Below are 25,247 nucleotides of genomic sequence, written 5' to 3' on the forward strand. Positions count from 1 at the left end.
ACCTGTGCGAAAGTTGCGAACGCCGCGGCGCACGATGACGGCGGGACTGGTGGGGGCGGCGCTCGCGCTGACCCTGGCGGCCCCCGCGCGGGCCGGGGAGACCCCCGCGGCCCCCGCGCCCGGCTGGCAGTCCACCCCCACCGGCACCGACGTCCGCCTCCGGGGCCTGGCCGCGGTGGACCACCGCACGGCCTGGGCCGCCGGGTCGAAGGGCACCGTCCTGCGGACCACCGACGCGGGCCGCACCTGGAGAAACGTCTCGCCGCCCGGGGCGGAGGGGCTTGAGCTCCGCGACGTCGAAGCCTTCGACGCCCGCCGGGCCGTCGTCCTGGCCATCGGCGAGGGCGAGGCGTCCCGGCTGCTGCGCACCGAGGACGGCGGAGCCACCTGGACCGAGTCCTTCCGCAACACCGATCCGCGCGCCTTCTACGACTGCGTGACCTTCCTCGACCGCCGCCACGGCCTCGCCCTGAGCGACCCGGTCGACGGCAGGTTCCGGATTCTCGCCACCCGCGACGGCGGCCGCAGCTGGGCCGTCCTGCCCGACACCGGCATGCCCGAAGCGCTCCCCGGCGAGGCCGGGTTCGCCGCGAGCGGGCAGTGCCTGGTCACCGCCGGGACGAAGGGGCGGGGGAAGGACGTCTGGTTCGCCACCGGCGGCGGCGCCACCGCCCGGGTCTTCCACTCCGCCGACCGGGGCCGCACCTGGACCGTCACCGACAGCCCGGTCCCGGCGGGCGACCCGGCCCGGGGCGTCTTCGCGCTCGCCTTCCGGGACCGCGCGCACGGCCTCGCCGTCGGCGGCGACTACCGCACCGGACAGCCCTCGCCGAGGGCCGCCGCCGTCACCGCCGACGGCGGCCGCACCTGGACCCCGGCCGGCACGCCCCCGCCCGCGTACCGCTCCGGGGTCGCCTGGCTCCCGCACGACCGGAACGCCGCCCTCGCCGTCGGACCCACCGGCACCGACCTCACCCGCGACGGCGGCCGCACCTGGCGGACCGTGGACACCGGCTCCTACGACACCGTGGACTGCGCCCCGGACGGCGGCTGCTGGGCCTCTGGCGAGAAGGGCCGGGCCGCCCGGCTCGTCCGTCCCTGAGGCGGCGGGTCAGGCCGGCGGCTGCTCGCGGTAGCCGGCCAGGCCCTCCGCGGTCTTCGTCGCGTAGAACTCGGTGATCCGGTACGCGCACACGCCCTCGGCGGAGAAGGGGTCGGCCGCCGCGATCCGCTCGATCTCGGCCCGGTCGGCCCCGGCCGCCAGGATCACCCCGCCGTCCCGGGGGTTCTTCCGCCCCGAGGCGAGGAACACCCCGGCGGCGTACTGCGCGTCGAGCCAGGCGATGTGCGCGTCCATCAGGGCGTCGGCACGCTCGACGGGCCCGGTGTAGGTCAATTCGAGTACGAACATGCGCCCAGGCTACCGGCGGCCTCCGACACGACGATCGAGTGCCCGGGCCGTCGGCGGTCCGGGCACGGCGATCAGGGCGAACACCCGCCGAGGACGTCCGCGGCGGACTCGAAGCGGTGCGCGGCCGGCGCCAGGACCTCGTACAGAAAGCCGAAGTACGCGGTCTCCGCCGTGCCCGTGAGGACCGCGTGCAGGAAGGCGGCGCAGCCCGTGGCGTGGGCCTCCCAGAGCGGGCCGCGCCCCTCGTTGTAGAGCACGGTCCACTCGTCGGGGTGCCTGCCCGGCCGCACCAGCCAGTACAGGAAGGCCCCCGACCCCTCCTCGTACGCCCAGGGCACCACCCGCGCACCCGGCTCCTCCAGCTCCCCGGGCCGCTCCTCGCCGATCTCCCACAACGACTCCAGGACCCCGGCCCGTTCGGCGGTCTGCGCCAGCAGGTCCTCGTCGGCGCGGGGCGCGCCCGGGGCGAGCAGCCACACCGTCTCGTCGAAGACCCCGCAGCCGTACGTCCCCACCAGCCGCTTGTAGTCGGCGGGCAGCGGCAGGCCGAGGGAACGCTCGACCTCCTCCCACGCCACGGCGGGCGGCGGGCAGAGGCGCACGAGGGCGTCGATCGCGGTCACGGGGAGGGACGCTACCGAAAGGCCGTGGGACCGCGTGCCGGGCGGCGCCCGTAGGGTGGCCGGCATGGGGATCATCGGGGTTCCGGCGGGCTGGCCCGCCGACGAGGAAGCGGCGCTGGCCGTCCAGCGGGAGCTGCGGGAGCGGCTCGTGCTCGACGAGGAGGGGCCGGCGGCTGGGGAGGGCCACGTCACCGGGCTCGACGTGGCCTACGACGACGGGCGCGACCTCGTCGCGGCGGCGGCCGTGGTGCTCGACGCGGCGACCCTGGAGGTGGTCGAGGAGGCCACCGCCGTGGGCCGGGTCTCCTTCCCGTACGTCCCCGGCCTGCTGGCCTTCCGGGAGGTCCCCACCGTCCTCGCCGCCCTGGCCTCCCTCACCGCCGACCCCGGCCTGCTGGTCTGCGACGGCTACGGCGTCGCCCACCCGCGCGGGTTCGGGCTCGCCAGCCACCTCGGGGTGCTCACCGGACGGCCCTCGATCGGCGTCGCCAAGAACCCCTTCACCTTCTCCCACGACGAACCGGGGCCGGAGCGGGGCGACTTCGCGCCGCTGCTCGACGGCGGGGAGGAGGTCGGCCGGGCGCTGCGCACCCGCCGCGGGGTGAAGCCCGTCTTCGTCTCCGCCGGGCACCGGATCTCCCTGGCCGGCGCCTGCGCGCACACCCTGGCGCTCGCGCCGCGCTACCGCGTCCCCGAGACCACCCGGCGCGCCGACGCGCTCTGCCGCCGCGCCCTCGCCGAGGCCCTGGCGGCCGAGCGGAGCTGAGTACCCGTACGGATGCCCGTTGTCAGACCCCCACGGCACAGTGGCCGTCATGACGACTCCGGTGACCACCTCCCCGCGCCGTCCCTCCGGGGGCCGCGCGCTGCCGTTCGTCCTCGCCGTCGCGGCACTCTCCGCGCTCGCCTGGACCTGCGCCATCCTGTACGTGCTCGCCGACTGGACCACCGGGTGAGCGGGCGGCCGCCCGCCGGGGAGCGGGACGCGCCGCCGCGGCGCGTCCACGCGGCCCCGGTCCGCCGGCCCCTCCGCCCCACGGGGCCCTGACCACGGGCTCACGGGCCCCGGCCGCGGGGCTCTCCCGTTCGCCTGCGGGCCCTGGCTTCAGTCGCCCCGGAGGCGGGAAGGAAGAGCGGATGGACCTGCACACGACCTCCCGCCGGCTCGTCTCCTCCGGCTCCCCGCTCGAACCGGAGATCGGCTTCTCCCGCGCGGTGCGCCACGGGCCGTACGTCTCCGTCGCCGGCACCGCGCCGATCGCGCCGGACGGCACCACCACCGCGCCCGGCGACGTCCACGCCCAGACCGTCCGCTGCCTCGACATCGCCGAGGCGGCCCTCCGTGAGGCGGGCGCCCGCCTGGAGGACGTCGTCCGCACCCGCGTCCTGCTCACCGACGCCACCACCTGGCGGGAGGCGGCCCGCGCCCACGGCGAGCGCTTCGCCGCCGTCCGCCCGGCCTGCACCTTCGTGGAGGTGTCCCGGTTCATCGACCCCGCGTGGCTGGTCGAGATCGAGATCGACGCGGTGGTGATCGACCACGCCGCCCCCGACATGATCGGCTGGTGAGGCGCGCCCCCGAGGGGCCGGGCGGCCCCGCTACTCCGCGTGGGCCACCCGGAAGCGCAGCCCCGCCGCCCGCAGCCGGGCGATGAGGGCGTCGCCCATCGCCACCGCCGTCGTGACCTGGCCCGCCGTCTTCGGCAGCGGGTCCAGGGCGAGGCAGAGCGCCGACTCGGCGAGCATCTTCGCCGTTTCGTCGTACCCGGGGTCCCCGCCGGACACCTCGGTGAACACCCGCCGTCCGCCGCCCTCGCCGACGAAGCGGACCGTGAACCAGCTGCGCGCCCGCCGCTCCGCCGACGGGCCCTCGCCCGCCCCGTAACGGTCCATCATCCAGCGCCGCACGGGCGGCAGTTGGGCCGCCGTGACGGTCGCGCCGAGCGCCGCCGTGCCGCCGAGCGCCATCGGGAGGGTCCTCACCGAGGCGTAGTGGCGGTAGCGGAAGTCGGGGCCGTACCGTGCGAGTGCGGCGGCCGAGCGGGCCACCACCTGCGGGTCCAGGGTGGGCAGCGGCAGCGCCCAGGTGCCCGTCTCGGTGCTGAACCGGGGCGCGCCGAGCGGCGCGCGGGCCCGGCGGCCCATCAACCGGGGCGTGTGCAGGCGGCGTTCGCGGGCGGCCCGGAGCATCTCCCGGCCGCGCCCGAAGGCGGTCAGGGCGGAGGCGAAGGTGCCGCCGGAGAAGACGGCACCGGCCCGGACGAAGCCGTCGATCCGCAGCGGCACGCCCTCCGGCAGCTGCTCCACGGTGAAGAGCACGCCCAGGTCGTGCGGGACCGAGTCGAAGCCGCAGGCGTGCACGAGCCGGGCGCCGGTCTCCCGGGCGCGGGCGTCGTGGCGGACGTACACGAGGTCGACGAACTCGGCCTCGCCGGTCAGGTCGAGGTAGTCGGTGCCGGCGTCCGCGCAGGCCGCGACCAGGCCCTCGCCGTACCAGACGTACGGACCGACGGTGGAGGCCACCACCCGCGCCGACCCGGCCAGCTCCCGCAGCGAGGCGGGGTCGCCGGAGTCGGCGACCAGCAGCGGCAGGCCGGCGAGGTGCGGCCGGTCCGCGGCGAGCCGGTCCCGCAGCGCCGCCAGCTTCGCGCGCGAGCGGCCGGCGAGGGCCCAGCGGCACCCGGCGGGGGCGTGCCCGGCCAGATACTCCGCGGTGAGCTCCCCGACGAACCCGGTCGCCCCGTAGAGGACCACGTCGTACGGCCGCGCCCCGGCACCCGGTCCGGTCTCCCGCCCCGCGTCCGCCCCTGTCTCCATCGAGCCCCACTCCCGTCGCCTGGTCGCGCGTCGTCACGTCCGGTCGCCGCGCCGTCGGCGGAGGATAGCGGACCGGCCCGCCCCACCGGATCTCCAAGCGCTTGCTCGGCCCGGGGGCTTGTGCCGAGTGGAACACGTTCCTAGCATCTTCGGTGTTACATCATTGGTGTCACACACTCTGGGGGCTCGATGGACACGCGGCAGACCGAGCGGACGGGACCGCTCGCGGGCGTCCGGGTCGTGGAACTCGCCGGCATCGGCCCCGGGCCCTTCGCCGCCATGCTCCTCGCCGACCTCGGCGCCGACGTGGTCCGCGTCGACCGCCCCGGCGGCCCCGGCCTCGGCGTCGACCCGGCCAAGGACCTCACCAACCGCAACAAGCGCTCGGTCCTCCTCGACCTCAAGGCCCCCGGCGGCCCGGCCGCCATCCTCGACCTCGTCGAGCGCGCCGACGTCCTCGTCGAGGGATACCGCCCCGGCGTCGCCGAACGCCTCGGCGTCGGCCCCGCCGAGTGCCTCGCCCGCAACCCCCGGCTCGTCTACGGCCGGATGACCGGCTGGGGCCAGGACGGCCCGCTCGCCCACACCGCGGGACACGACATCGGCTACATCGCCGTCACCGGCGCCCTCGGCATGATCGGACCCGACCCCGACGGCCCGCCGGCCGTCCCCGCCAACCTCGTCGGCGACTACGCGGGCGGCTCCCTCTACCTCGTCATCGGCGTCCTCGCCGCCCTCCAGCACGCACGGACGCACGGCGAGGGACAGGTCGTCGACGCCGCCATCGTCGACGGCACCGCCCACCTCACCAGCATGATCCACGCCATGCTCGCCGCCGGCGGCTGGCAGGACCGGCGCGCCTCGAACCTCCTCGACGGCGGCTGCCCCTTCTACGGCGTCTACGCGACCTCCGACGGCGGCCACATGGCGGTCGGCGCCCTGGAACAGCGCTTCTACGCCGAGTTCGCCCGCCTCCTCGGCCTCCCCGACGCCGACGCCCTCCGGGGCGACCTCGCCCGCTGGCCCGAGCTGCGCGAGGCCGTCGCCGCGCGCTTCCGGAGCCGTACGCGCGCGGAGTGGACCGAGGTCTTCGAGGGCACCGACGCCTGCGTCGCCCCGGTCCTCTCGCTCCGCGAGGCCCCCGCCCACCCGCACCTCGCGGCCCGCGCCACCTTCGCCGAGCACGGCGGCCTTGTCCAGCCCGCGCCCGCGCCCCGCTTCTCCGCCACCCCCGGCACCCTCCGTACCGGCCCCGCCCTGCCCGGCGCCCACACCGCCGAGGTCGTCCGCGACTGGGGCGTCCCCGCCCTGCACCCCGCCCAGGACGTCCCGCCCACCCAGGAGTCGAAGACCGCATGAAGCGCACGCTCTACACCGAGGACCACGAAGCCTTCCGGGCGGTCGTCCGCACCTTCCTGGAGAAGGAGGTGCTGCCCCACTACGAGCAGTGGGAGAAGGACGGCATCGTCTCCCGCGAGGCGTGGCTCGCCGCCGGCCGCCAGGGCCTGCTCGGCCTCGCCGTCGAGGAGGAGCACGGCGGCGGGGGCAACCCCGACTTCCGGTACGCCTCCGTCCTCGCCGAGGAGTTCACCAGGGCCGCCGCCCCCGGCCTCGCCATCGGCCTGCACAACGACATCATCGGCCCCTACCTCACCAAGCTCGCCACCGAGGAGCAGCGCCGCCGCTGGCTGCCCGGCTTCTGCTCCGGCGAGATCGTCACCGCCATCGCGATGACCGAGCCCGGCGCCGGCTCCGACCTCCAGGGCATCCGCACCACCGCCGAGGACCACGGCGACCACTGGATCCTCAACGGCTCCAAGACCTTCATCTCCAACGGCATCCTCGCCGACCTGGTGATCGTCGTCGCGAGGACCACCCCCGAGGGCGGCGCCCACGGCCTCTCCCTCCTCGTCGTCGAGCGCGGCATGGAGGGCTTCGAACGCGGCCGCAACCTCGACAAGATCGGCCAGAAGTCCCAGGACACCGCCGAACTCTTCTTCAAGGACGTCCGCGTCCCCAAGGAGAACCTCCTCGGCGAGCTGAACGGCGCCTTCGTCCACCTCATGACCAACCTCGCCCAGGAACGGCTCGCCATCGCCGTCGCGGGCATCGCGGGCGCCGAGCACCTCCTGGAGCTCACCACCCGCTACGTCAAGGAGCGCGAGGCCTTCGGCCGGCCGCTGGCCAAGCTCCAGCACGTGCGCTTCGAGATCGCGGAGATGGCCACCGAGTGCGCCGTCACCCGCACCTTCGTCGACCGCTGCATCGCCGAGCACGCCGACCCGACCGGGCTCGGGCTCGACCCCGTCAACGCCTCCATGGCCAAGTGGTGGGCGACCGAGCTCCAGAAGCGGGTCGCCGACCGCTGCCTGCAACTGCACGGCGGATACGGCTACATGAGCGAATTCCCGGTGGCCCGCGCCTTCACCGACGGCCGCATCCAGACCATCTACGGCGGCACGACGGAGATCATGAAGGAGATCATCGGCCGCTCCCTCCTCGGCTGAGTCCCGCCCCTTCCCGCACCCCTCCGAGAAAACCCTCACCGTGAAAGGCTTCCCGTGAGCACCGAAGCGTACGTGTACGACGCGATCCGCACCCCGCGCGGACGCGGCAAGGCCAACGGCTCCCTGCACGGCACCAAGCCGATCGACCTCGTCACCGGCCTGATCCGCGAGATCCAGACCCGCAACCCGGGCCTGGACCCGGCCGCCGTCGACGACATCGTCCTCGGCGTCGTCGGCCCGGTCGGCGACCAGGGCTCCGACATCGCCCGCATCGCCGCCATCGCCGCCGGCCTCCCCGAGACCGTCGCCGGCGTCCAGGAGAACCGCTTCTGCGCCTCCGGCCTCGAAGCGGTCAACATGGCCGCGATGAAGGTCCGCTCCGGCTGGGAGGACCTGGTCCTCGCCGGCGGCGTCGAGTCGATGTCCCGCGTCCCGATGGCCTCCGACGGCGGCGCCTGGTTCGCCGACCCGATGACCAACCTGGAGACGAACTTCGTCCCGCAGGGCATCGGCGCCGACCTCATCGCCACCATCGAGGGCTTCAGCCGCCGCGACGTCGACGAGTACGCCGCCCTCTCCCAGGAGCGCGCCGCGACCGCGTGGAAGGAGGGCCGCTTCGCCCGCTCGGTCGTCCCCGTCGTCGACCGGGCCGGGCTGACCGTCCTCGACCACGACGAGTTCATGCGCCCCGGCACCACCGCCGACTCCCTCGCGAAGCTCAAGCCGTCCTTCAAGGACATCGGCGAGCTCGGCGGCTTCGACGCGGTCGCGCTCCAGAAGTACCACTGGGTCGAGGAGATCGACCACGTCCACCACGCGGGCAACTCCTCCGGCATCGTCGACGGCGCCTCCCTCGTCGCCGTCGGCTCGAAGGAGATCGGCGAGCGGTACGGGCTGACGCCCCGCGCCCGGATCGTCGCGGCGGCCGTCTCCGGCTCCGAGCCCACCATCATGCTCACCGGCCCCGCCCCGGCCGCCCGCAAGGCGCTCGCCAAGGCCGGCCTGACCATCGACGACATCGACCTCATCGAGATCAACGAGGCCTTCGCCGCGGTCGTCCTGCGCTTCGTCAAGGACATGGGCGTCTCCCTGGACAAGGTCAACGTCAACGGCGGCGCCATCGCGCTCGGCCACCCGCTCGGCGCCACCGGCGCGATCATCCTCGGCACCCTCGTCGACGAGCTGGAGCGCCAGGACAAGCGCTACGGCCTCGCCACCCTCTGCGTCGGCGGCGGCATGGGCATCGCCACCATCGTCGAGCGCGTCTGACCTCCCCGTCCGCACCCTTCAACCGGAGAAGCATCAGTCATGAGCGAGAGCACCACCATCCGCTGGGAGCAGGACGACACGGGGATCGTCACCCTCGTCCTCGACGACCCGAACCAGTCCGCCAACACCATGAACCAGGCGTTCCGCGCGTCGATCACGGCCGTCGCCGACCGCCTGGAGGCCGAGAAGGACTCGATCCGGGGCGTCATCTACACCTCCGCGAAGAAGACCTTCTTCGCCGGCGGCGACCTCAAGGACATGATCCAGGCGGGCCCCGAGCACGCCAAGGACATCTTCGACGCCGCGATGGACATGAAGCGCGCCCTGCGCCGCATCGAGACCCTCGGCAAGCCGGTCGTCGCCGCCCTCAACGGCGCCGCCCTGGGCGGCGGTTACGAGATCGCGCTCGCCTCGCACCACCGGATCGCGCTGGACGCGCCCGGCTCCAAGATCGGCCTCCCCGAGGTCACCCTCGGCCTGCTGCCCGGCGGTGGCGGCGTCACCCGCACGGTCCGCCTCATGGGCATCACCGACGCCCTCCTGAAGGTGCTCCTCCAGGGCACCCAGTACACGCCGAAGCGCGCCCTCGACAGCGGTCTGATCCACGAACTGGCGTCCACGCCTGAGGAGATGATGGCCAAGGCCATCGCCTTCATCGACACGCACCCGGAGTCCGCCCAGCCCTGGGACGTCCCCGGGTACCGGATCCCCGGCGGCACCCCGTCGAACCCGAAGTTCGCCGCCAATCTGCCGGCCTTCCCCGCCAACCTGCGCAAGACGCTCAACGGCGCCCCCTACCCGGCCCCGCGCAACATCATGGCCGCCGCCGTCGAGGGCTCCCAGGTGGACTTCGAGACCGCGCAGGTCATCGAGTCCCGCTACTTCACCGAGCTGGTCACCGGCCAGACCGCGAAGAACATGATCCAGGCGTTCTTCTTCGACCTCCAGGCCGTCAACTCCGGCGCCAGCCGCCCCAAGGACGTCGAGAAGCGCCAGGTCCGCAAGGTCGCCGTGCTCGGCGCCGGCATGATGGGCGCCGGCATCGCCTACTCCTGCGCCCGCGCCGGCATCGAGGTCGTCCTCAAGGACGTCACCGACGAGGCCGCCGCCAAGGGCAGGGCGTACTCGGAGAAGCTCTGCGCCAAGGCCGTCTCCCGGGGCCGCACCACGCAGGAGAAGGCCGACGCCCTCCTCGCCCGGATCACCCCGACCTCCGACCCGCAGGCGCTGGCCGGCTGCGACGCGGTCATCGAGGCCGTCTTCGAGGACACCGCGCTCAAGCACAAGGTCTTCCAGGAGATCCAGCACGTCGTCGACGCCGACGCGCTGCTCTGCTCCAACACCTCCACCCTGCCGATCACCGTCCTCGCCGAGGGCGTGGAGCGCCAGGCCGACTTCATCGGCCTGCACTTCTTCTCCCCGGTCGACAAGATGCCGCTGGTCGAGATCATCAAGGGCGAGCGCACCGGCGACGAGGCCCTGGCCCGCGCCTTCGACCTGGTCCGCCAGATCAACAAGACGCCGATCGTCGTCAACGACTCGCGAGGCTTCTTCACCTCGCGGGTCATCGGCCACTTCATCAACGAGGGCGTCGCCATGGTCGGCGAGGGCATCGAGCCCGCCTCCGTCGAGCAGGCCGCCGCCCAGGCCGGGTACCCGGCGAAGGTCCTCTCCCTCATGGACGAGCTGACCCTCACCCTCCCGCGCAAGATCCGCAACGAGACGAAGAAGGCGATCGAGGACGAGGGCGGCACCTGGGTCACCCACCCCGGCGAGGTCGTCATCGACCGCATGGTCGACGAGTTCGGCCGCCCCGGCCGCAGCGGCGGCGCCGGCTTCTACGACTACGACGAGTCCGGCAAGCGCGGCAGGCTCTGGCCGGGCCTGCGCGAGCACTTCACCAGGCCCGGGTACGAGATCCCCTTCCGCGACATGCAGGAGCGGATGCTCTTCTCCGAGGCACTGGACACCGTCCGCCTCCTGGAGGAGGGCGTCCTGACCTCGGTCGCCGACGCCAACATCGGCTCCATCATGGGCATCGGCTTCCCCGCCTGGACCGGCGGCATCCTCCAGTACGTCAACGGCTACGAGGGCGGCGTCGCCGGCTTCGTCGCCCGCGCCCGCGAACTGGCGGAGACCTACGGCGAGCGCTTCGCCCCGCCGGCCCTCCTGGTGGAGAAGGCCGAGCGCGGCGAGACGTTCACGGACCAGCGGGTCAGCGGTTCCTGAACGCGGAGCGCAACTCCTCGCTCAGGGACCGCTGGAAGGCGGTGACGAGGGCCTGGACCACGATCGGCTGCATGTGCGCGGACAGCGACTTCATGGCGGTCAGGTGGTCCGGGTCCTCCCCGCTCTCCCGGTACGGGTTCCACACCTGCTCCTGGAAGAGCCGGGCCAATTCCTGCGCGGCGGACCGGGCGTGGTCCAGGAGCACGGTCCGCGAGGCCAGGATGGTGTCGTGCTCGATGGGCACGTCCAGCATCTCGACCCCGAGGCGCAGCAGCGACCCGTCGAGCCGGAACACGTCCGGATCCCCGCCGGCCTCCAGCACCCCCATGGCGGCGAGCCGCTCGACGTCCCGGTCGGCGAGCTCCCGCCCGGCCCGCCGCTCCAGCTCGCGCCGGGTGATCGTCTCGGCGGACTCGGGCGCCCAGGACGCCACCAGCGCCCGGTGCACGGCGAGGTCCTGCGCGCTCAGGTCGGCGGGCAGCTGCTCCAGGTACCGCTCGATCGCGGCGAGCGTCATGCCCTGCCGCTGGAGCTCCTCGATGAGCGCGAGCCGGGCCAGGTGCTCCGGCCCGTACCGCCCCACCCGCCGGGGCCCGATCACCGGCGGCGGCAGCAGCCCCCGCGTCCCGTAGAACCGCACGGTCCGCACCGTGACCCCGGCCCGAGCGGCCAGCTCGTCGACCGTGAAGCCCGGCGGCAGTCCCTCGTCGCTCACGTCCTCCATGGTTCAACAGTATTGCTGTCTCACCAGCGCTGTAAAAGGGTTCAGAGCGGGGCGGGCGCGGCGAGGGCGGCCTCGACGGCGGTGTGGGTCACCCCGTGGTCGGCCAGCGCCTCCGCGACGACCCCGCCGGCCGCGGTGAGGGCCAGGAGCAGGTGCTCGTCGCCGATCTCCCGGTCCTTGCGGGCCAGTGCCATCCGCAGGGACTTCTCCAGGACGGTCTTCGCCTCCCGGGAGAAGGGCCTGCGCCCCGAGGACCTGCGGCCGCCGGAGAGCGCCCCGGTCCCGTGGGTCTCCTCGACGCGGGCGACGATCGCGTCGACGTCGATGCCCAGGTCCGCGAGCGCCTCGGAGTCCGCCCGGGACAGCCCGGCCCGCCGGCGCGCGTCGGCGAGCGCGGCGACCAGCGCCGGCCGGCGCTCCGCCGGGCACAGCCGCCCGAGCACCGCCGCCGCCCGGGTGTCCTCCCGGTCGAGCAGCGCGAGCAGCAGGTGCTCGGCGCCCACGGATCCGGCCCCGCCGCGCTCCGCGTGCCCGACCGCCCCCTTCACCACGTTCCGTGCCGCCTTCGTGAACCGCTCGAACATCACTGCCTCCCGTGCTTCTTGTGAACGGCCTGCCGGCTGACGCCGAGCTCGGTGGCGATCTCCTGCCACGACCACCCCTGGTTGCGCGCGCTGCGCACCTGGACGGCCTCCAGTTGTTCCAACAGCCGCCGCAGGGCGGACACGGCCCGCAGCCCCACCCGGGGATCGCGGTCACCGGCCCGCGCGGCGAGATCGGTCGCATCGGTCATTCTGTCAATGTAGGTTGACAGTCGACCTCTGTCAACCAGGGTTGACATACCCCGCTGTCGGAGCGGCCGTCTACGGTCTCCTCATGACCGGGATCACCTACGCGCACGGCGACGCCACCGCCCCCCGGGGCGAGGGCGTCCGGATCGTCGCCCACGTCTGCAACGACCTGGGCGGCTGGGGCAGGGGCTTCGTGCTCGCCGTCTCCCGCCGCTGGCCGGAGCCGGAGGCGGCGTACCGCCGCTGGTACCGGGAGCGCGCGACCAACGACTTCGGCCTCGGCGCGGCGCAGTTCGTCCAGGTCGCGCCGCGGCTCTGGGTGGCGAACCTGGTGGGGCAGCGGGGGATCCGCACCGCGCGGAGCACCGCCGTCCCCGTCCGCTACGAGGCGATCGACCGGGCGCTGGGGTCGCTCGCCGACAGGGCCGTCGGGCTCGGCGCCTCCGTCCACATGCCCCGGATCGGCTGCGGGCTCGCCGGCGGCACCTGGGACCGGGTGGAGCCCTTGGTCGGGGAGCGGCTGGTGGCGCGGGGGATACCGGTCACCGTGTACGACTTCGGCGCGTAAGGGGCGGCGGCCGGGGCCGGGCCGGGGGGACGGTCGCGCGGGGGTTAGAGTCGGCGGCCGGTCCGCGTCGGCGGGCACGGGACAGGGGAGTGGGATGTACGCGCAACTCAGGGAGACGGCGGCGGAATTGGCCGGGGTCCTGTGGCGGGAGCACACGGTGTACCGGGAGCGGGGCGGGGGCGTCGTGATCCGGGGGGAGCACGTGGGGCGCTGGATCAGCCTCGCGCCGACGGGCGGCAAGGACCAGGCGCTGCTGCGGGCCGGGCGGCTCCTCGACGGGGGGACCACGGCCCCGGCCCGTACCGAGGTCGTGGTCGACCTGACCGTGCCGGTCGCCGAACTGGCCACCGTCTGCCGCCGGATGCTCGCCGAGGTCGCCGCCGCGGCCGACCCGGACCCCGGGCCGTCCCGGGCCGGCCGCCCAGCGGGGGAGCGGAAGCGGGGGAAGGCGCGGCGCACGGCCGGGAGCCGGCACACGGGTGCCGGCTCCTGGGTGGTGCTGCTGCTGGTCGGCGTCGCCGTGGCCGCCTGGGTCTACAGCGTCTTCGGCGGCCCCGGCTACTGACGCCCGGGGAGCGGCCCGGGGATCAGGAGGCGGTCACCGGGTAGTGGTCCGACAGGTTGGTGTACGTGTACGTCGTGCCCCAGCTGGAGACGGTCCACGGCGCGGTCGACTCCAGGACCACGTGGTTCGTCCAGTTCGCCGGGCGGGCGTTCCCCGCCCGGTACAGGACGTGGTCGAGGTCCTCGCGGGGGTCGTCCGGGTAGCGGTCCGCCGCGATCGAGTTCAGCTCGGTGTCGAAGGAGTACGGGTGCCCGGTCCGGGCGTCGGCGCCGGCCAGGCCCGCGTCGGCGAGCATCGTGGCGTACTCGGGGGTGCGGGTGTCGACGTTCATGTCGCCCGCGACGATCACCTGCTCGCCCGCCGGGATGTTCTTCGCGTCGAGGAAGGCGTCCATCGCCCTGAACTGCCGGCTGCGCATCTGCGCCGCCTCGCCCGCCGAGCAGCCCGGGTCGGTGGACTGGGCGTGGGTGCCGACCACGTGCACGCGGCTGCCGTTCACGTCGAGGACGACGTAGGCGAAGCCCTTGTTCGAGTACCAGTCGGAGCCGCAGGCGTCCTTGTAGACGTACTGCTCCTTGCGGACGACCGGCCACTTGCTGAGGATCGTCACCCCGCCGTCCTCGGGGGTGGTGGCCGAGTAGGCGCCGCCGGTGGCGTCCCAGCCGGTCCTGGAGCGGCCCACGACGGGCGTCTGGTACGGGTAGGCCGCGGCGGCGTTCGCCTTGAGCGCGTCCGAGGAGGAGTTGTCGAAGGCCTCCTGGAGCACCACGACGTCCTGGCCCTGGAAGAAGGGGGCGGCGGGGATCGCCCGGGCCCGGTGGTCCTGTCCCCAGTTCGGGTACAGGCTCTTCGAGAAGAGGAAGGCGTTGTAGGTGAGCACCTTCAGGCGGGGGGCCTCCGTGGGGGCCGCGGAGGCGGCGGGTGCGGCCGCCGCCAGGGCGCCGGCGGCGAGCGCGAGGGACACGGCGGCACCGGAGATGCGGCGGAACGTGCTGAGGGACACGTGAACTCCCTTCGAGGAGTGGGGGGTTGGACTCGGCGCGGGCCATACAACCAGCCGTAGTTACCTTCCGGTAGCCTCTGGGTGCCGGGAATCTTGCCTGCGTCGTACGAGCGCGCCAACGATCGCCCGGGTGTACGATTCGCCGCTTCCGGGACCAGGTAGAATGCGCGCCATGACGACCCTCGCCTCCAACGCCAAGATCTTCAACATGGACCTCGGTCCGCTCAACCCCGTCTGGGCCGAGCTCATCCTCGGCTTCGTCGTGTTCTTCATCACCTTCTTCTTCATGGCCAAGGTGATCCTGCCGAAGATCAAGGACACGCTCGACAAGCGTGAGGACGCCACCGAGGGCGCCACCGGCCGCGCCGACGACCTGCGCGCCGAGGCCGCCGAGATCCGCGCCCAGTACGAGGCCGAGCTCGCCGAGGCCCGCCACGAGGCCGCCCGCATCCGCTCCAAGGCCGTCGAGGAGGGCTCCGCCGCCATCGCCGCCGCCCGCGCCGAGGGCCAGACCGAGCGCGACGCCATCCTCGCCGCCGGCACCGCGAAGATCGCCAGCGAGCGCGAGGCCGCCGAGCGCGAGCTCAACGCCGACGTCGACGCCTGGGCCCACGCCCTCGCCGGCCGCATCGTCGGCGAGCCGGTCGGCGCCGACCGCGCCTGACCGCGACCGACCCGCACCACCACCGCCGGGGCCGTGCCCGGGGCGAGAGCCCCCGGGCACGGCCCCGGCGTCGTCGTACCGCCCCCGGGGGTGCACCCTGGAGGGGCCGCCACCGACGCGAGAGGCAGGGGACCCCCGTATGAGCACCCGCAGCGAGGCCGTCACCGGCGCCCCGGCCGGCGGGCCCGGCCCGCGCGGCCGGTCCGCACCCGCCGACCCCGCCCCGCCGCCCGTCGGCGGCGTCCTGTGGAGCGTCGCCGGGGACGTCCGCGCGCTCCTCATGCTCCCCGCCGCCCTCACCATGCAGGTCGCCCACCCCGCGATCGGCGCGGGCGTCGACGAGCACTCCGTCTTCCGCACCGACCCCTGGGGCCGGGGCGAGCGCTCGCTGCGCTCCCTCCAGCTGTGGGTGTACGGCGGCGAGGCGGCCGCCGCCGAGGGGCGCAGGCTGCGCGCGCTGCACCGGGACATCCAGGGCGCCGACGCCCACGGGCGCCGCTACCACGCGCTGACGCCCGCCTACTACTCCTGGGTGCACGCCACCGGCTACCCCGTCTACCGGCACGGCCTCGCCCTGCTCCACCGGCCCCTCACCGCGGCCCAGGACCGCCGGCTCTACGCGGAGTGGCTCCAGGTCGGCCGGATCCTCGGCATCCACGACCGCGACATGCCGCAGACCGCCGAGGAGTTCTGGCCCTACTACCGCCGGGTCCTCGCCGAGGAGCTGGAGGCCACCGCCGTCGTCCGCGAGCTCATCGACCCGGACGCCCCCGTGCCCGCCCCCGACCGGGGCCCGCTGCTCCTGCGGCTCGCGCTGCGCCCCCTGTGGCCGCTGCTCCGCCGCCCCTTCCAGCGGGTCCGCGCCTTCCTCACCGTGGGCCTGATGCCGCCGGACGCCCGCGCCGCCATCGGCCTGGAGTGGACGCCGGAGCAGGAGCGCCGGCTGCGCCGCCTGGCCCGGGTCGTCCGCGCCGTCGTCCCCGCCCTGCCCGAGCGGCTGCGCTACCTCCCGCTCGCCCGGCGCGCCCGGGAGGCCGCCCGTCGCTGACGGGCGGCCTCCCGGGGCGGTGCCTCAGTGGTCCCCGTGCTCGTGGACCGTGTTCGTCGCCGCGATCTTCTTCCAGGACTTCGGCTGGACCGGCTTGCCCGCCGAAGCCGCCGTCCGCCCGGCGGAAGCGGGCGCGGAAGCCGCGGCGGAAGCCGGCGCGGAGGCGGCGGAGGCGGCCGGCGAGGGTCCGGCGGCCGGCTTCGACGGCTCGTACAGCCAGGTGTCGAAGAGCGCGGCCAGCGGCTTGCCGGAGACCTGCTCCGCGTACCGGACGAAGTCCGCGACCCGGGCGTTGCCGTGCGCGAACCGCTGCGGCCAGCCCTTCAGGATCGCGAAGAAGTCCTCGTCGCCGATCTCGTTCCGCAGCGCCTGGAGCGCCAGCGCGCCCCGGTCGTACACGGCGATGTGGAACTGGTTGTCCGGACCCGGGTCGCCCGGCCGCACCGTCCAGAACGGGTCCTCGGCCGTCCGCGTCGCGTAGACGTAGTCCGCCAGCTCCTGGGCCGTGCCCTCGCCCTCCTTCTCCGACCACAGCCACTGGCTGTAGCGGGCGAAGCCCTCGTTGACCCAGATGTCCTTCCAGTCGCGCACCGACACGCTGTCGCCGTACCACTGGTGGGCCAGCTCGTGCACGACCACCGACACGTTCGCGCCGTTCGCGAACTGGCGCGGGCTGTAGAACGGCCTGGTCTGCGTCTCCAGGGCGTACCCGCTGGTCACGTTGGGCACGTAGCCGCCGAGCGCGTTGAACGGGTACGGGCCGAAGACCCCCTCCAGCCACTCGGCGACCTCGGCGGTCCGCTCGATCGAGGCCCGGGCCGCGCCCGCGTTGTCGCCGAGGTCCTTGCTGTAGGCGTTGAGGACAGGCAGCCCGTTCGCGGTCGTGTCCGTCGTGATGTCGAACTTCCCGACCGCGAGCGTGGCCAGATACGTCGCCTGCGGCTTGTTGGAACGCCAGTTGAAGCGGGTCCAGCCGAGCCGCGAGGACTGCGACTGGAGCACGCCGTTGCTGATCGCCTGGGTGCCGTCCGGCACCGACACCGACACGTCGAAGGTGGCCTTGTCGCGCGGGTGGTCGTTGGACGGGAACCACCAGGCCGCCGAGTCCGGCTCCTGCGCGGCGACGCCGCCGTCCGGGGTGCGGTGCCAGGCCGACCAGCCGTCGACCTTGAACCCGGACGGCTTGCCCGCGTAGCGCACGACCACCGTGACCTGCTTGTTCCTCGGCAGCGGCACGGCCGGGACGATCTCCAGCTCGTGCTCCCCGGTGGCGGTGAACCTCGCGAGCCGGCCGTCGACCCGCACCTCGCTCGCCTTCAGCCCCAGGTCCAGGTTGAAGCGGGAGAGGTTCTGCGTGGTCGTCGCCAGGATCGTCGCCGTGCCCTCCAGGAGGTCGGTGGCCGGCTGGTACTTCAGGCGCAGGTCGTAGTGCGAGACGTCGTAGCCGCCGTTGCCGCTGGCGGGGTAGTAGGAGTCGCCGATGCCCGGCGCGCCCGGGACGTAGTCGGCCGCCGATGCCGGGATCGCCAGCAGGAGGGAGGCGGCGAGGGCGCTCGGAACGATGATTCTGCGGTGCACGGGTGCTCCCCAAGTCATAAGAAACGTAAGACGCGTGGGTGGGCGTCGGTCCTTAGTTCGGACTCTATGAACCACGCGACGCAGGGTCACGTAAAGGGCGCGTCCCGTCACACGATCGCCATTCGGCCGACACGAAGCACCGGTTCACCCGATTCCCGTACGCGGTCTTCCGTCCCGGCGGGGACGGCGAGTACGTTCCGCCCCATGCCGATGCGATCGCGTGCCACGCGCCGCGCCCTGGCCCTCGCCGCCGGGACCGCCGTGCTCGGACTGCCCCTCGTGACCTTCCCGGCGAAGGCGGCCGCCCCCGCCGAGCGGCCCGCCCCGCCCCGGACCGGCTTCGAGACGAGCGGCGGCGCCCGCTGGACCACCGGGGCGGAGGAGCGGGACTTCCTCGCCGCCGTCGACCGGGGCAGCGACCGGGTCGCGGTCACCGTCATCGGCACCAGCGAGCAGGGCAGGCCGCTGCGGCTCGCCGCCCTCGGCGCCCCGCACGGCGCCGTCACCCTCCTGCTCGTGTGCAGCCAGCACGGCGACGAACCCGCCGGCCGGGAGGCGTGCCTCACCGCCGTCCGCGACCTCGCCCTCACCCGCGACCCCGCGACCCTGCGCCTCCTCGCCCGCACCACCGTCCTCGTCGTGCCCGACGCCAACCCCGACGGCCGCGAGGCCGGCACCCGGGGCAACGCCGCCGGCATCGACGTCAACCGCGACCACCTCGCCCTGCGCACCCCCGAGGCCCGCGCCCTCGCCGCCGTGCTCCGCGACCGCAGGCCCGACCTCGTCCACGACCTCCACGAGTACGAGGCCACCCCCGAGTACTACGACAAGGACCTGCTCGCCCTCTGGCCGCGCAGCCTCGACACCGACCCCCGCGTCCACGCCGAGTCCCTCGCCCTCACGGAGGAGTACGTCCGCCCCGGCGCCGGCCTCGCCGGGTACACCCACGGCGTCTACGGCATCTGGACCGACCCCCTCACCGGCCGGCCGGTGAAGCAGGTCGCGGGCGACGGCCAGGAGCGCATCCTGCGCAACACGGCCGGCATCAAGCACATGGCCGCCCTCCTCGCCGAGACCCGGGCCGACCCGCTCGGCGAGGCCGAGGAGCGCGACCCCGCCCTCGGCCCCCTGCGCCGGGTCGCCACCCACCGCACCGTCCTGCGCTCGGTCCTCGCGTACGTCTCCGAGCGCGGCGGCCCGCTCGCCGCCGCCACCTCCGCCGCCCGGCTCACCGGCCTCGCCGACAGCGGCCCCGTCCACCTCGGCGGCGCCGACAACGACCCGCCGGAGCCCGCCGAGGTCATCGCCGACCCGCCCTGCGGCTACCGCCTCGACGCCGCCCGCCACGCGGAGGTCGCCGACGAACTGGCCCTGCACGGCGTGACGGTGCGGCCGGAGCCGGACGGCGGCGCCCTCGTGCCGCTGCGCCAGCCGCTGCGGCTCCTCGTCCCCCTGCTGCTCGACGGGCGCGCGGCCCACCCCCTGGTCGATGGGCGTCCTGTGGAGAAGTGCTGACGATCGGGTGCGCACGGCGGGTCACGTCCGGCCGGTCCCTTCGGGACACGTAAAGTTACCGACCGGTACTGACCATGCCTCACCAGGGGCGCCACGCCCCCGACTTGGAGAAACCCATGCACCACGCGACGCCCGCGCGCCGCATCCTGCCCGCCCTGCTCGCCACGACGCTGCTGGCCGGGGGCCTGCTGCTCGGGCAGACCGCCGCCGCCCCGGCCGCCGAGGCGGCCGTCAGCGGCACCTGCCACCCGGAGCAGCTGCGGCGCCAGGCCCACGCCGAGCGCAGCCGCGCCGCCCAGCTCAAGCGCCTCGGCGCCCGCGAGGAGGCCCGCCGCGCCGCCGCCCGCGCCGACGCCCTGGACCGCCGCGCCCGGCAGTGCGAGCGCGCCGACGAGATCGTGAGCCCCCCGTTCGGGAGGTGAGCGACCGCCGGGGCGGGACCGGACACCCGGCCCCGCCCCGGCGGCCCCGCGCCCACGTAGGATGCGTGGTCTGATGACTGCCACACTCGTCGCCAAGGACCTCGCCGCCGGCCACGGCGAACGCACCCTCTTCGCCGGCCTCGACCTCGTCGTCGCCCCCGGCGACGTCATCGGCCTCGTCGGCGTCAACGGCGCCGGCAAGTCGAGCCTGCTGCGGCTCCTCGCCGGACTCGACGCCCCCGAGGAGGGCGAGGTCCGCCTCTCGCCGCCGACCGCGACCGTGGGCCACCTCCCGCAGGAGCCCGAGCGGCGCCCGGAGGAGACCGTCCGCGACTTCCTGGCCCGCCGCACCGGCGTCGCCGCCGCCCAGGCCGCCATGGACGAGGCCACCCAGGGCCTCGTCGACGGCACCCCCGGCGCCGACGACGCGTACGCCACCACCCTGGAGCGCTGGCTCGACCTCGGCGGCGCCGACCTCGACGAGCGCGCCGAGGAGGTCGCCGCCTCCCTCGGCCTCACCGTCGGCCTCGACCAGCCGATGACCGGCCTCTCCGGCGGCCAGGCCGCCCGCGCCGGCCTCGCCTCCCTCCTCCTCTCCCGCTACGACGTCTTCCTCCTCGACGAGCCGACGAACGACCTCGACCTCGACGGCCTGGAGCGCCTCGAAGCCTTCGTGAAGGGCCTGCGGGCCGGCACCGTCGTCGTCAGCCACGACCGCGAGTTCCTCACCCGCACCGTCACCAAGGTCCTCGAACTCGACCTCGCCCAGCAGCAGATCACCCTCTACGGCGGCGGCTACGACGCCTACCTGGAGGAGCGGGCCACCGCCCGCCGGCACGCCCGCGAGGAGTACGAGGAGTACGCCGACAAGAAGTCCGCCCTGGAGAGCCGCGCGCTCATGCAGCGCAACTGGATGGACAAGGGCGTCCGCAACGCCCGCCGCAAGGCCACCGACAACGACAAGATCGGCCGCAAGCTGCGCGGCGAGTCCAGCGAGAAGCAGGCCGCCAAGGCCCGCCAGACCCAGCGCATGATCGAGCGCCTGGACGTCGTCGACGAGCCCCGCAAGGAGTGGGAGCTGCGGATGGAGATCGCCGCCGCCCCCCGCTCCGGCTCCGTCGTCGCCACCCTCCGCGACGCCGAGGTCCGCCGCGGCGACTTCTCCTTCGGCCCCGTCACCCTCCAGATCGACTGGGCCGACCGGGTCGCCGTCACCGGAGCCAACGGCGCCGGCAAGTCCACCCTGCTCGCCGCCCTCCTCGGCCGCCTCCCGCTCGACTCCGGCCACGCCGCCCTCGGACCCGGCGTCGTCGTCGGCGAGGTCGACCAGGCCCGCAAGCTCTTCCACGGCACCGAGACGCTCCTCGACGCCTTCTGCGCCGCCGTCCCCGACACCGAACCGGCCGACGTGCGGACCCTGCTCGCCAAGTTCGGCCTCAAGGCCGACCACGTGCTGCGCCCCGCCACCACCCTCTCCCCGGGCGAGCGGACCCGCGCCGCCCTCGCCCTCCTCCAGGGCCGCGGCGTCAACCTCCTCGTCCTCGACGAGCCGACCAACCACCTCGACCTGCCCGCCATCGAACAGCTGGAGTCCGCCCTCGACACCTACGAGGGCACCCTCCTCCTGGTCACCCACGACCGCCGCATGCTCGACGCGGTCCGCGTGAACCGCAGGATCGAGGTCGCGGACGGCAAGGCGACCGAGCTCTGATGACGGTCTCCTTCGGCTGGGGCCCCGCCGAGGCGCGGGCCCTGGCCCCCGCCGCGGCCTGCCTGGTCGTCGTCGACGTGCTCTCCTTCACCACCGCCGTCGGCGTCGCCGTCGAGCGCGGCACCGCCGTCCTCCCCTACCGCCGGCGGGACGCCACGGCCGCCGCGTACGCCCGGGAGCACGACGCCGCCCTCGCGGTCGGCCGCCGCCGGGTCACGGCCGCGCACCCCTGGTCGCTCTCCCCGGCGGCGCTCCGCACCGCCCCCGCCCCGCCCCGGCTGGTCCTGCCCTCCCCGAACGGCTCCACCATCGCCGCCGAGGCCGGCGGCGCGACCGTCGTCGCCGCCTCGCTCCGCAACCGCACCGCCGTCGCCCAGTGGCTCCTCCGGCAGGGGTACGGCTCCGAGGCGCGCCCCCTCGCCGTGATCGCCTCCGGCGAGCGGTGGCCGGACGGCTCGCTGCGCCCCGCCCTGGAGGACCACCTGGGGGCCGGCGCGGTCCTCGACGCCCTGCGCGCCCTCGCGCCCGGGCTCCACCCGACCCCCGAGGCGACCGCGGCGGCCACGCTGTGGGCGGCGACGGACGACCCGGCCGCCGCCTTGCACGGCTGCGCCTCGGGCCGTGAACTGTACGAGTACGGCTATCCGCAGGACGTGGAGGTGGCCGCCGAGACCGACGCGTCGACCGCCGTCCCCGTCCTCACGGACGGCGCATTTACGGAGGCACCATGACCGACGACAGCGTGACCCGGCTCCTCGCGATGCTGGACGACCTCGACGCGGACGTCGACGCCACGATCGACCTCGCCGACGAGATCGCCGCCGGCGGCGACCGGGCGCTGCTGCCCCGCCTGGAGTCCGAACTGGCCGGGGCCGTCGCCGAGCGCAACGGCTACGCCCGCGAACTCCTCGGCGGCGTCGTCGCCGCCCTCGGCGGAGCGGAGACCCTCCCGGTCCTGGTCCGCGCCTCGGCGGTGGACCTCGGCGACGACCAGGACGGCCTGGCCGCGGAGATCGTCGACCTCGTGCAGGCCGACCCGAAGACCGCGGAGACCGTCCTGCGGCCGATGACCCGCGACGACGACCTGACCGTGGCCAACCGGGCCGACTGGGCACTCCGCTTCCTGCCGTGATCCCCGTCGGGGGCGTTCCGCCGGGGCGGCCCGCCCCTCGTCGTGGGCGGGCCCTCCGCCAAGGCGGTGTCCACCCCGGGACCCGGCGCCCGCGCGGCTCCGCTGCTCCGTCGCGGGCGGGTGTCCCGCAAGGGGCGCAGCGGGTGGGCACGGCGGAACGGCGCCCTCGCGGGCGCCTCCGCTCCGCCGTGCCCCGCCGGGCTCAGCGCTGCTGGCGCCCGTCCCCGAGGAGACCCGCCTTCCGCAGGGCGTCCTCCATCGCGCTGTTCGCCGGCGCGGCGCCCTGGCGCTTCTGGCCCTGACCCCCGCCCTGGCGCCCCTGACCCCGGTCGCGCCCCTGGTCACGCCCCTGGCCGCCCTGCCGCTGCTGCGGCGGCCGCCCGCCCCGGTCGCGCCGGGGTCCGTGCTCGCCGGAGCCGCCCTCCGTCGCCGCCGTCGCCGCGTCGTCCAGCCGCAGCGTCAGCGAGATCCGCTTCCGCGGGATGTCGACGTCGAGGACCTTCACCTTCACCACGTCGCCCGGCTTCACCACGTCCCGGGGGTCCTTGACGAAGGTCTTCGACATGGCGGAGACGTGCACCAGACCGTCCTGGTGCACACCGACGTCCACGAACGCCCCGAACGCCGCCACGTTCGTGACGACGCCCTCCAGGACCATTCCCGGCACCAGGTCGCCGATCTTCTCGACGCCCTCCTTGAAGGTGGCGGTCCTGAAGGCGGGCCGGGGGTCGCGGCCCGGCTTCTCCAGCTCGCGCAGGATGTCGGTGACGGTCGGCAGGCCGAAGGAGTCGTCGACGAAGTCGGCGGGCCGCAGCGACCGCAGCGTGCCGGTGTCGCCGATCAGCGCGGCGACCTCGCCGCCGGTGGTCTTCGCCATCCGCCGCACCACCGGGTACGCCTCCGGGTGCACCGCCGACGCGTCCAGCGGGTCGTCGCCGCCCCGGATGCGGAGGAAGCCCGCGCACTGCTCGTACGCCTTCGGGCCGAGCCGCGACACGTCCTTGAGCGCCCTGCGGGAGCGGAAGGGGCCGTGGGCGTCGCGGTGCGCCACGATGTTCTCGGCGAGGCCGGAGCTGATCCCGGAGACCCGCGAAAGGAGCGGCGCGGACGCGGTGTTGACGTCCACGCCGACGCCGTTCACACAGTCCTCGACGACCGCGTCGAGCGAGCGGGAGAGCTTCGTCTCGGCGAGGTCGTGCTGGTACTGGCCGACGCCGATCGACTTCGGGTCGATCTTCACCAGCTCGGCCAGCGGGTCCTGGAGGCGCCGGGCGATCGACACCGCACCGCGCAACGACACGTCCAGGTCCGGGAGTTCCTGCGAGGCGAAGGCGGAGGCCGAGTAGACGGAGGCGCCGGCCTCCGAGACCATCACCTTCGTCAGGTTCAACTCGGGGTGCTTGGCGAGGAGTTCGGCGGCGAGCTTGTCGGTCTCGCGGGACGCGGTGCCGTTGCCGATGGCGATCAGCTCGACCGCGTGCTCCTTCGCGAGCCGCGCCAGCCGCTCCAGCGCCTGGTCCCACCTGTTGGCCGGGACGTGGGGGTGGATCGTGTCGGTGGCGACGACCTTGCCGGTCGCGTCGACCACCGCCACCTTCACGCCGGTGCGGAAGCCGGGGTCGAGGCCCAGCGTCGCCCGGGTGCCCGCCGGGGCGGCGAGCAGCAGGTCCCGCAGGTTCGCCGCGAAGACCCGCACCGCCTCGTCCTCGGCGGCCGTCCGCAGCCGCACCCGCAGGTCGATCCCGAGGTGCGTGAGGATCCGGGTGCGCCAGGCCCAGCGGACCGTGTCCTGGAGCCACTTGTCGCCGGGGCGCCCCCGGTCGGCGATGCCGAAGCGGCCCGCCACGATCGGCTCGTACGAGGACGGCCCGTCGACGGGCTCCTCCGGCTCCAGCTCCAGGGCGAGGACGTCCTCCTTCTCGCCGCGCAGCATCGCGAGGATCCGGTGCGAGGGCAGCGCGGTGAACGGCTCGGCGAAGTCGAAGTAGTCGGCGAACTTGGCGCCCTCCTCCTCCTTGCCCTGCCGGACCTTCGCGACCAGCCGGCCCCGGCCCCACATGCGCTCGCGCAGCTCGCCGATGAGGTCGGCGTCCTCGGAGAAGCGCTCGGTGAGGATCGCCCGCGCGCCCTCCAGGGCGGCCGGGGCGTCGGCGACGCCCTTGTCCGCGTCGACGAAGGCGGTCGCGGCGGCGACCGGGTCCACCGACGGGTCGGCGAGCAGCCCCTCCGCCAGCGGTTCGAGCCCGGCCTCGCGGGCGATCTGCGCCTTGGTGCGCCGCTTCGGCTTGAAGGGCAGGTAGATGTCCTCCAGGCGCGCCTTGGTGTCGGCGGCCAGGATCCGGGCCTCCAGCTCCCCGGTCAGCTTGCCCTGCTCCCGCACCGAGTCGAGGACGGCGGTCCGCCGGTCCTCCAGCTCCCGCAGGTAGCGCAGCCGCTCCTCCAGGGTGCGCAGCTGCGCGTCGTCGAGCGTCTCGGTCGCTTCCTTGCGGTAGCGCGCGATGAACGGCACGGTGGAACCGCCGTCGAGGAGCTCGACCGCCGCCCTCACCTGTCGCTCGCGTACGCCGAGTTCCTCGGCGATCCTTGCTTCGATGGACGTCGTCACCGTGTCCCGACCCGTCTGCTCGTACCACTGGCTTGCACGGGCATTCTGCCGCGTCCGTCACCCGG

Annotated in this window: 26 protein-coding genes; 17 read left to right on the forward strand and 9 right to left on the reverse strand. The window is 74.5% G+C overall.

Features of this window, described 5'->3' with window-relative positions:
- The first annotated feature begins 34 nt into the window (after positions 1 to 34).
- Complete coding sequence (locus IE326_RS40050) at positions 35 to 1,102, forward strand: WD40/YVTN/BNR-like repeat-containing protein (protein ID WP_190045157.1); 1,068 nt, start codon at positions 35 to 37, stop codon at positions 1,100 to 1,102.
- 9 nt (positions 1,103 to 1,111) lie between these two features.
- Here IE326_RS40050 and IE326_RS40055 read toward each other — a convergent pair whose 3' ends face one another.
- Positions 1,112 to 1,411 (reverse strand): YciI family protein, encoded by a 300-nt coding sequence (locus tag IE326_RS40055; protein ID WP_190045129.1) that lies wholly within the window; start codon positions 1,409 to 1,411, stop codon positions 1,112 to 1,114.
- A gap of 71 nt (positions 1,412 to 1,482) precedes the next feature.
- A complete protein-coding gene (locus tag IE326_RS40060; protein WP_308440366.1) occupies positions 1,483 to 2,034 on the reverse strand; it encodes an SMI1/KNR4 family protein in 552 nt (183 codons plus the stop codon).
- Between the two features lie 64 nt (positions 2,035 to 2,098).
- On the opposite strand from IE326_RS40060, the gene IE326_RS40065 reads away from it, so the two are divergent.
- The 3 genes from IE326_RS40065 (at position 2,099) to IE326_RS40075 (ending at position 3,603) form a co-directional block, all read left to right on the forward strand.
- Positions 2,099 to 2,800: an endonuclease V gene (locus tag IE326_RS40065; protein ID WP_190045130.1), complete on the forward strand. Its 702-nt coding sequence runs from the start codon at positions 2,099 to 2,101 to the stop codon at positions 2,798 to 2,800.
- A 49-nt stretch (positions 2,801 to 2,849) separates the two neighbouring features.
- The gene (gene mmpA / locus IE326_RS40070; RefSeq protein ID WP_158718690.1) at positions 2,850 to 2,990 is read left to right on the forward strand and encodes a morphogenic membrane protein MmpA; all 141 of its coding nucleotides are present in this window, start codon (positions 2,850 to 2,852) and stop codon (positions 2,988 to 2,990) included.
- 181 nt (positions 2,991 to 3,171) lie between these two features.
- Positions 3,172 to 3,603 (forward strand): RidA family protein, encoded by a 432-nt coding sequence (locus IE326_RS40075; RefSeq protein WP_150235024.1) that lies wholly within the window; start codon positions 3,172 to 3,174, stop codon positions 3,601 to 3,603.
- A gap of 30 nt (positions 3,604 to 3,633) precedes the next feature.
- On the opposite strand, the gene IE326_RS40080 is transcribed toward IE326_RS40075, so the two are convergent.
- Positions 3,634 to 4,851: a saccharopine dehydrogenase family protein gene (locus IE326_RS40080; protein WP_190045131.1), complete on the reverse strand. Its 1,218-nt coding sequence runs from the start codon at positions 4,849 to 4,851 to the stop codon at positions 3,634 to 3,636.
- Between the two features lie 189 nt (positions 4,852 to 5,040).
- Between IE326_RS40080 and IE326_RS40085 the strand changes: the two genes are divergently transcribed.
- Genes IE326_RS40085 through IE326_RS40100 form a run of 4 tightly spaced genes read left to right on the forward strand, consistent with a single transcriptional unit; the run spans position 5,041 to position 10,856 of the window.
- Positions 5,041 to 6,210: a CaiB/BaiF CoA transferase family protein gene (locus tag IE326_RS40085; protein ID WP_190045132.1), complete on the forward strand. Its 1,170-nt coding sequence runs from the start codon at positions 5,041 to 5,043 to the stop codon at positions 6,208 to 6,210.
- Positions 6,207 to 7,358 (forward strand): acyl-CoA dehydrogenase family protein, encoded by a 1,152-nt coding sequence (locus tag IE326_RS40090; RefSeq protein ID WP_150235018.1) that lies wholly within the window; start codon positions 6,207 to 6,209, stop codon positions 7,356 to 7,358. The genes IE326_RS40085 and IE326_RS40090 overlap by 4 nt, the downstream gene beginning before the upstream one ends.
- Before the next feature lie 54 nt (positions 7,359 to 7,412).
- Positions 7,413 to 8,627, forward strand: coding sequence for an acetyl-CoA C-acetyltransferase (locus IE326_RS40095; RefSeq protein WP_190045133.1), 1,215 nt, complete (start codon positions 7,413 to 7,415; stop codon positions 8,625 to 8,627).
- A 39-nt stretch (positions 8,628 to 8,666) separates the two neighbouring features.
- A complete protein-coding gene (locus IE326_RS40100) occupies positions 8,667 to 10,856 on the forward strand; it encodes a 3-hydroxyacyl-CoA dehydrogenase NAD-binding domain-containing protein (RefSeq protein WP_190045134.1) in 2,190 nt (729 codons plus the stop codon).
- On the opposite strand, the gene IE326_RS40105 is transcribed toward IE326_RS40100, so the two are convergent.
- From IE326_RS40105 to IE326_RS40115, 3 genes are read right to left on the reverse strand one after another with little or no spacing between them, the layout of a single operon-like run.
- Positions 10,843 to 11,580 carry a MerR family transcriptional regulator gene (locus tag IE326_RS40105; protein ID WP_150235013.1) on the reverse strand — a complete coding sequence of 246 codons (738 nt, stop codon included), beginning with the start codon at positions 11,578 to 11,580 and terminating at the stop codon, positions 10,843 to 10,845. The two genes, IE326_RS40100 and IE326_RS40105, sit on opposite strands and share 14 nt — an antisense overlap.
- Positions 11,581 to 11,621: 41 nt before the next feature.
- Positions 11,622 to 12,164: a Clp protease N-terminal domain-containing protein gene (locus tag IE326_RS40110; protein WP_150235010.1), complete on the reverse strand. Its 543-nt coding sequence runs from the start codon at positions 12,162 to 12,164 to the stop codon at positions 11,622 to 11,624.
- Positions 12,164 to 12,373 carry a helix-turn-helix domain-containing protein gene (locus IE326_RS40115; protein ID WP_150235008.1) on the reverse strand — a complete coding sequence of 70 codons (210 nt, stop codon included), beginning with the start codon at positions 12,371 to 12,373 and terminating at the stop codon, positions 12,164 to 12,166. Before IE326_RS40115 ends, IE326_RS40110 begins: the two co-directional genes overlap by 1 nt.
- 83 nt (positions 12,374 to 12,456) lie before the next feature.
- On the opposite strand from IE326_RS40115, the gene IE326_RS40120 reads away from it, so the two are divergent.
- A complete protein-coding gene (locus IE326_RS40120; protein WP_150235006.1) occupies positions 12,457 to 12,939 on the forward strand; it encodes a macro domain-containing protein in 483 nt (160 codons plus the stop codon).
- Positions 12,940 to 13,033: 94 nt separating this feature from the next.
- On the forward strand, positions 13,034 to 13,504 hold the full coding sequence (locus IE326_RS40125) for a hypothetical protein (RefSeq protein WP_190045135.1): 471 nt from the start codon (positions 13,034 to 13,036) through the stop codon (positions 13,502 to 13,504).
- A 22-nt stretch (positions 13,505 to 13,526) separates the two neighbouring features.
- Here the strand turns inward: IE326_RS40125 and sph are convergent, their stop codons facing one another.
- Positions 13,527 to 14,507: a sphingomyelin phosphodiesterase gene (gene sph / locus IE326_RS40130; RefSeq protein ID WP_190045136.1), complete on the reverse strand. Its 981-nt coding sequence runs from the start codon at positions 14,505 to 14,507 to the stop codon at positions 13,527 to 13,529.
- A gap of 172 nt (positions 14,508 to 14,679) precedes the next feature.
- Between sph and IE326_RS40135 the strand changes: the two genes are divergently transcribed.
- Complete coding sequence (locus IE326_RS40135) at positions 14,680 to 15,171, forward strand: F0F1 ATP synthase subunit B family protein (protein WP_150235000.1); 492 nt, start codon at positions 14,680 to 14,682, stop codon at positions 15,169 to 15,171.
- Between the two features lie 139 nt (positions 15,172 to 15,310).
- Positions 15,311 to 16,219, forward strand: a complete 909-nt coding sequence (locus tag IE326_RS40140; RefSeq protein WP_190045137.1) for an oxygenase MpaB family protein — start codon at positions 15,311 to 15,313, stop codon at positions 16,217 to 16,219.
- A gap of 24 nt (positions 16,220 to 16,243) precedes the next feature.
- On the opposite strand, the gene IE326_RS40145 is transcribed toward IE326_RS40140, so the two are convergent.
- Positions 16,244 to 17,797, reverse strand: a complete 1,554-nt coding sequence (locus IE326_RS40145) for a M1 family metallopeptidase (RefSeq protein ID WP_190045138.1) — start codon at positions 17,795 to 17,797, stop codon at positions 16,244 to 16,246.
- A 204-nt stretch (positions 17,798 to 18,001) separates the two neighbouring features.
- On the opposite strand from IE326_RS40145, the gene IE326_RS40150 reads away from it, so the two are divergent.
- From IE326_RS40150 to IE326_RS40170, 5 genes are all read left to right on the forward strand, one after another.
- The gene (locus IE326_RS40150) at positions 18,002 to 19,312 is read left to right on the forward strand and encodes a M14 family metallopeptidase (RefSeq protein WP_229915925.1); all 1,311 of its coding nucleotides are present in this window, start codon (positions 18,002 to 18,004) and stop codon (positions 19,310 to 19,312) included.
- 116 nt (positions 19,313 to 19,428) lie between these two features.
- Entirely contained in the window at positions 19,429 to 19,734 is a 306-nt protein-coding gene (locus IE326_RS40155; protein WP_150234992.1) for a hypothetical protein, read from the forward strand.
- 73 nt (positions 19,735 to 19,807) lie between these two features.
- A complete protein-coding gene (locus IE326_RS40160) occupies positions 19,808 to 21,445 on the forward strand; it encodes an ABC-F family ATP-binding cassette domain-containing protein (RefSeq protein ID WP_150234990.1) in 1,638 nt (545 codons plus the stop codon).
- Positions 21,445 to 22,176 carry a 2-phosphosulfolactate phosphatase gene (locus tag IE326_RS40165; RefSeq protein ID WP_190045139.1) on the forward strand — a complete coding sequence of 244 codons (732 nt, stop codon included), beginning with the start codon at positions 21,445 to 21,447 and terminating at the stop codon, positions 22,174 to 22,176. Before IE326_RS40160 ends, IE326_RS40165 begins: the two co-directional genes overlap by 1 nt.
- The gene (locus tag IE326_RS40170; protein WP_150234986.1) at positions 22,173 to 22,577 is read left to right on the forward strand and encodes a hypothetical protein; all 405 of its coding nucleotides are present in this window, start codon (positions 22,173 to 22,175) and stop codon (positions 22,575 to 22,577) included. Before IE326_RS40165 ends, IE326_RS40170 begins: the two co-directional genes overlap by 4 nt.
- 202 nt (positions 22,578 to 22,779) lie before the next feature.
- Here the strand turns inward: IE326_RS40170 and IE326_RS40175 are convergent, their stop codons facing one another.
- Positions 22,780 to 25,182, reverse strand: coding sequence for a Tex family protein (locus tag IE326_RS40175; protein ID WP_190045140.1), 2,403 nt, complete (start codon positions 25,180 to 25,182; stop codon positions 22,780 to 22,782).
- Between the last annotated feature and the right edge of the window lie 65 nt (positions 25,183 to 25,247).

This window comes from Streptomyces filamentosus (assembly GCF_014654895.1).
GTDB classification, from domain to species: Bacteria; Actinomycetota; Actinomycetes; order Streptomycetales; family Streptomycetaceae; genus Streptomyces; species Streptomyces filamentosus.

Coding starts and splice junctions, on each gene's coding strand:
- IE326_RS40050 (WP_190045157.1), top strand. CDS start 35: ATGACGGCGGGACTGGTGGGGGCGGCGCTCGCGCTGACCCTGGCGGCC.
- IE326_RS40055 (WP_190045129.1), bottom strand. CDS start 1,411: ATGTTCGTACTCGAATTGACCTACACCGGGCCCGTCGAGCGTGCCGAC.
- IE326_RS40065 (WP_190045130.1), top strand. CDS start 2,099: ATGGGGATCATCGGGGTTCCGGCGGGCTGGCCCGCCGACGAGGAAGCG.
- mmpA (WP_158718690.1), top strand. CDS start 2,850: ATGACGACTCCGGTGACCACCTCCCCGCGCCGTCCCTCCGGGGGCCGC.
- IE326_RS40075 (WP_150235024.1), top strand. CDS start 3,172: ATGGACCTGCACACGACCTCCCGCCGGCTCGTCTCCTCCGGCTCCCCG.
- IE326_RS40080 (WP_190045131.1), bottom strand. CDS start 4,851: ATGGAGACAGGGGCGGACGCGGGGCGGGAGACCGGACCGGGTGCCGGG.
- IE326_RS40085 (WP_190045132.1), top strand. CDS start 5,041: ATGGACACGCGGCAGACCGAGCGGACGGGACCGCTCGCGGGCGTCCGG.
- IE326_RS40090 (WP_150235018.1), top strand. CDS start 6,207: ATGAAGCGCACGCTCTACACCGAGGACCACGAAGCCTTCCGGGCGGTC.
- IE326_RS40100 (WP_190045134.1), top strand. CDS start 8,667: ATGAGCGAGAGCACCACCATCCGCTGGGAGCAGGACGACACGGGGATC.
- IE326_RS40105 (WP_150235013.1), bottom strand. CDS start 11,580: ATGGAGGACGTGAGCGACGAGGGACTGCCGCCGGGCTTCACGGTCGAC.
- IE326_RS40110 (WP_150235010.1), bottom strand. CDS start 12,164: ATGTTCGAGCGGTTCACGAAGGCGGCACGGAACGTGGTGAAGGGGGCG.
- IE326_RS40115 (WP_150235008.1), bottom strand. CDS start 12,373: ATGACCGATGCGACCGATCTCGCCGCGCGGGCCGGTGACCGCGATCCC.
- IE326_RS40120 (WP_150235006.1), top strand. CDS start 12,457: ATGACCGGGATCACCTACGCGCACGGCGACGCCACCGCCCCCCGGGGC.
- IE326_RS40125 (WP_190045135.1), top strand. CDS start 13,034: ATGTACGCGCAACTCAGGGAGACGGCGGCGGAATTGGCCGGGGTCCTG.
- IE326_RS40135 (WP_150235000.1), top strand. CDS start 14,680: ATGACGACCCTCGCCTCCAACGCCAAGATCTTCAACATGGACCTCGGT.
- IE326_RS40140 (WP_190045137.1), top strand. CDS start 15,311: ATGAGCACCCGCAGCGAGGCCGTCACCGGCGCCCCGGCCGGCGGGCCC.
- IE326_RS40150 (WP_229915925.1), top strand. CDS start 18,002: ATGCCGATGCGATCGCGTGCCACGCGCCGCGCCCTGGCCCTCGCCGCC.
- IE326_RS40155 (WP_150234992.1), top strand. CDS start 19,429: ATGCACCACGCGACGCCCGCGCGCCGCATCCTGCCCGCCCTGCTCGCC.
- IE326_RS40160 (WP_150234990.1), top strand. CDS start 19,808: ATGACTGCCACACTCGTCGCCAAGGACCTCGCCGCCGGCCACGGCGAA.
- IE326_RS40165 (WP_190045139.1), top strand. CDS start 21,445: ATGACGGTCTCCTTCGGCTGGGGCCCCGCCGAGGCGCGGGCCCTGGCC.
- IE326_RS40170 (WP_150234986.1), top strand. CDS start 22,173: ATGACCGACGACAGCGTGACCCGGCTCCTCGCGATGCTGGACGACCTC.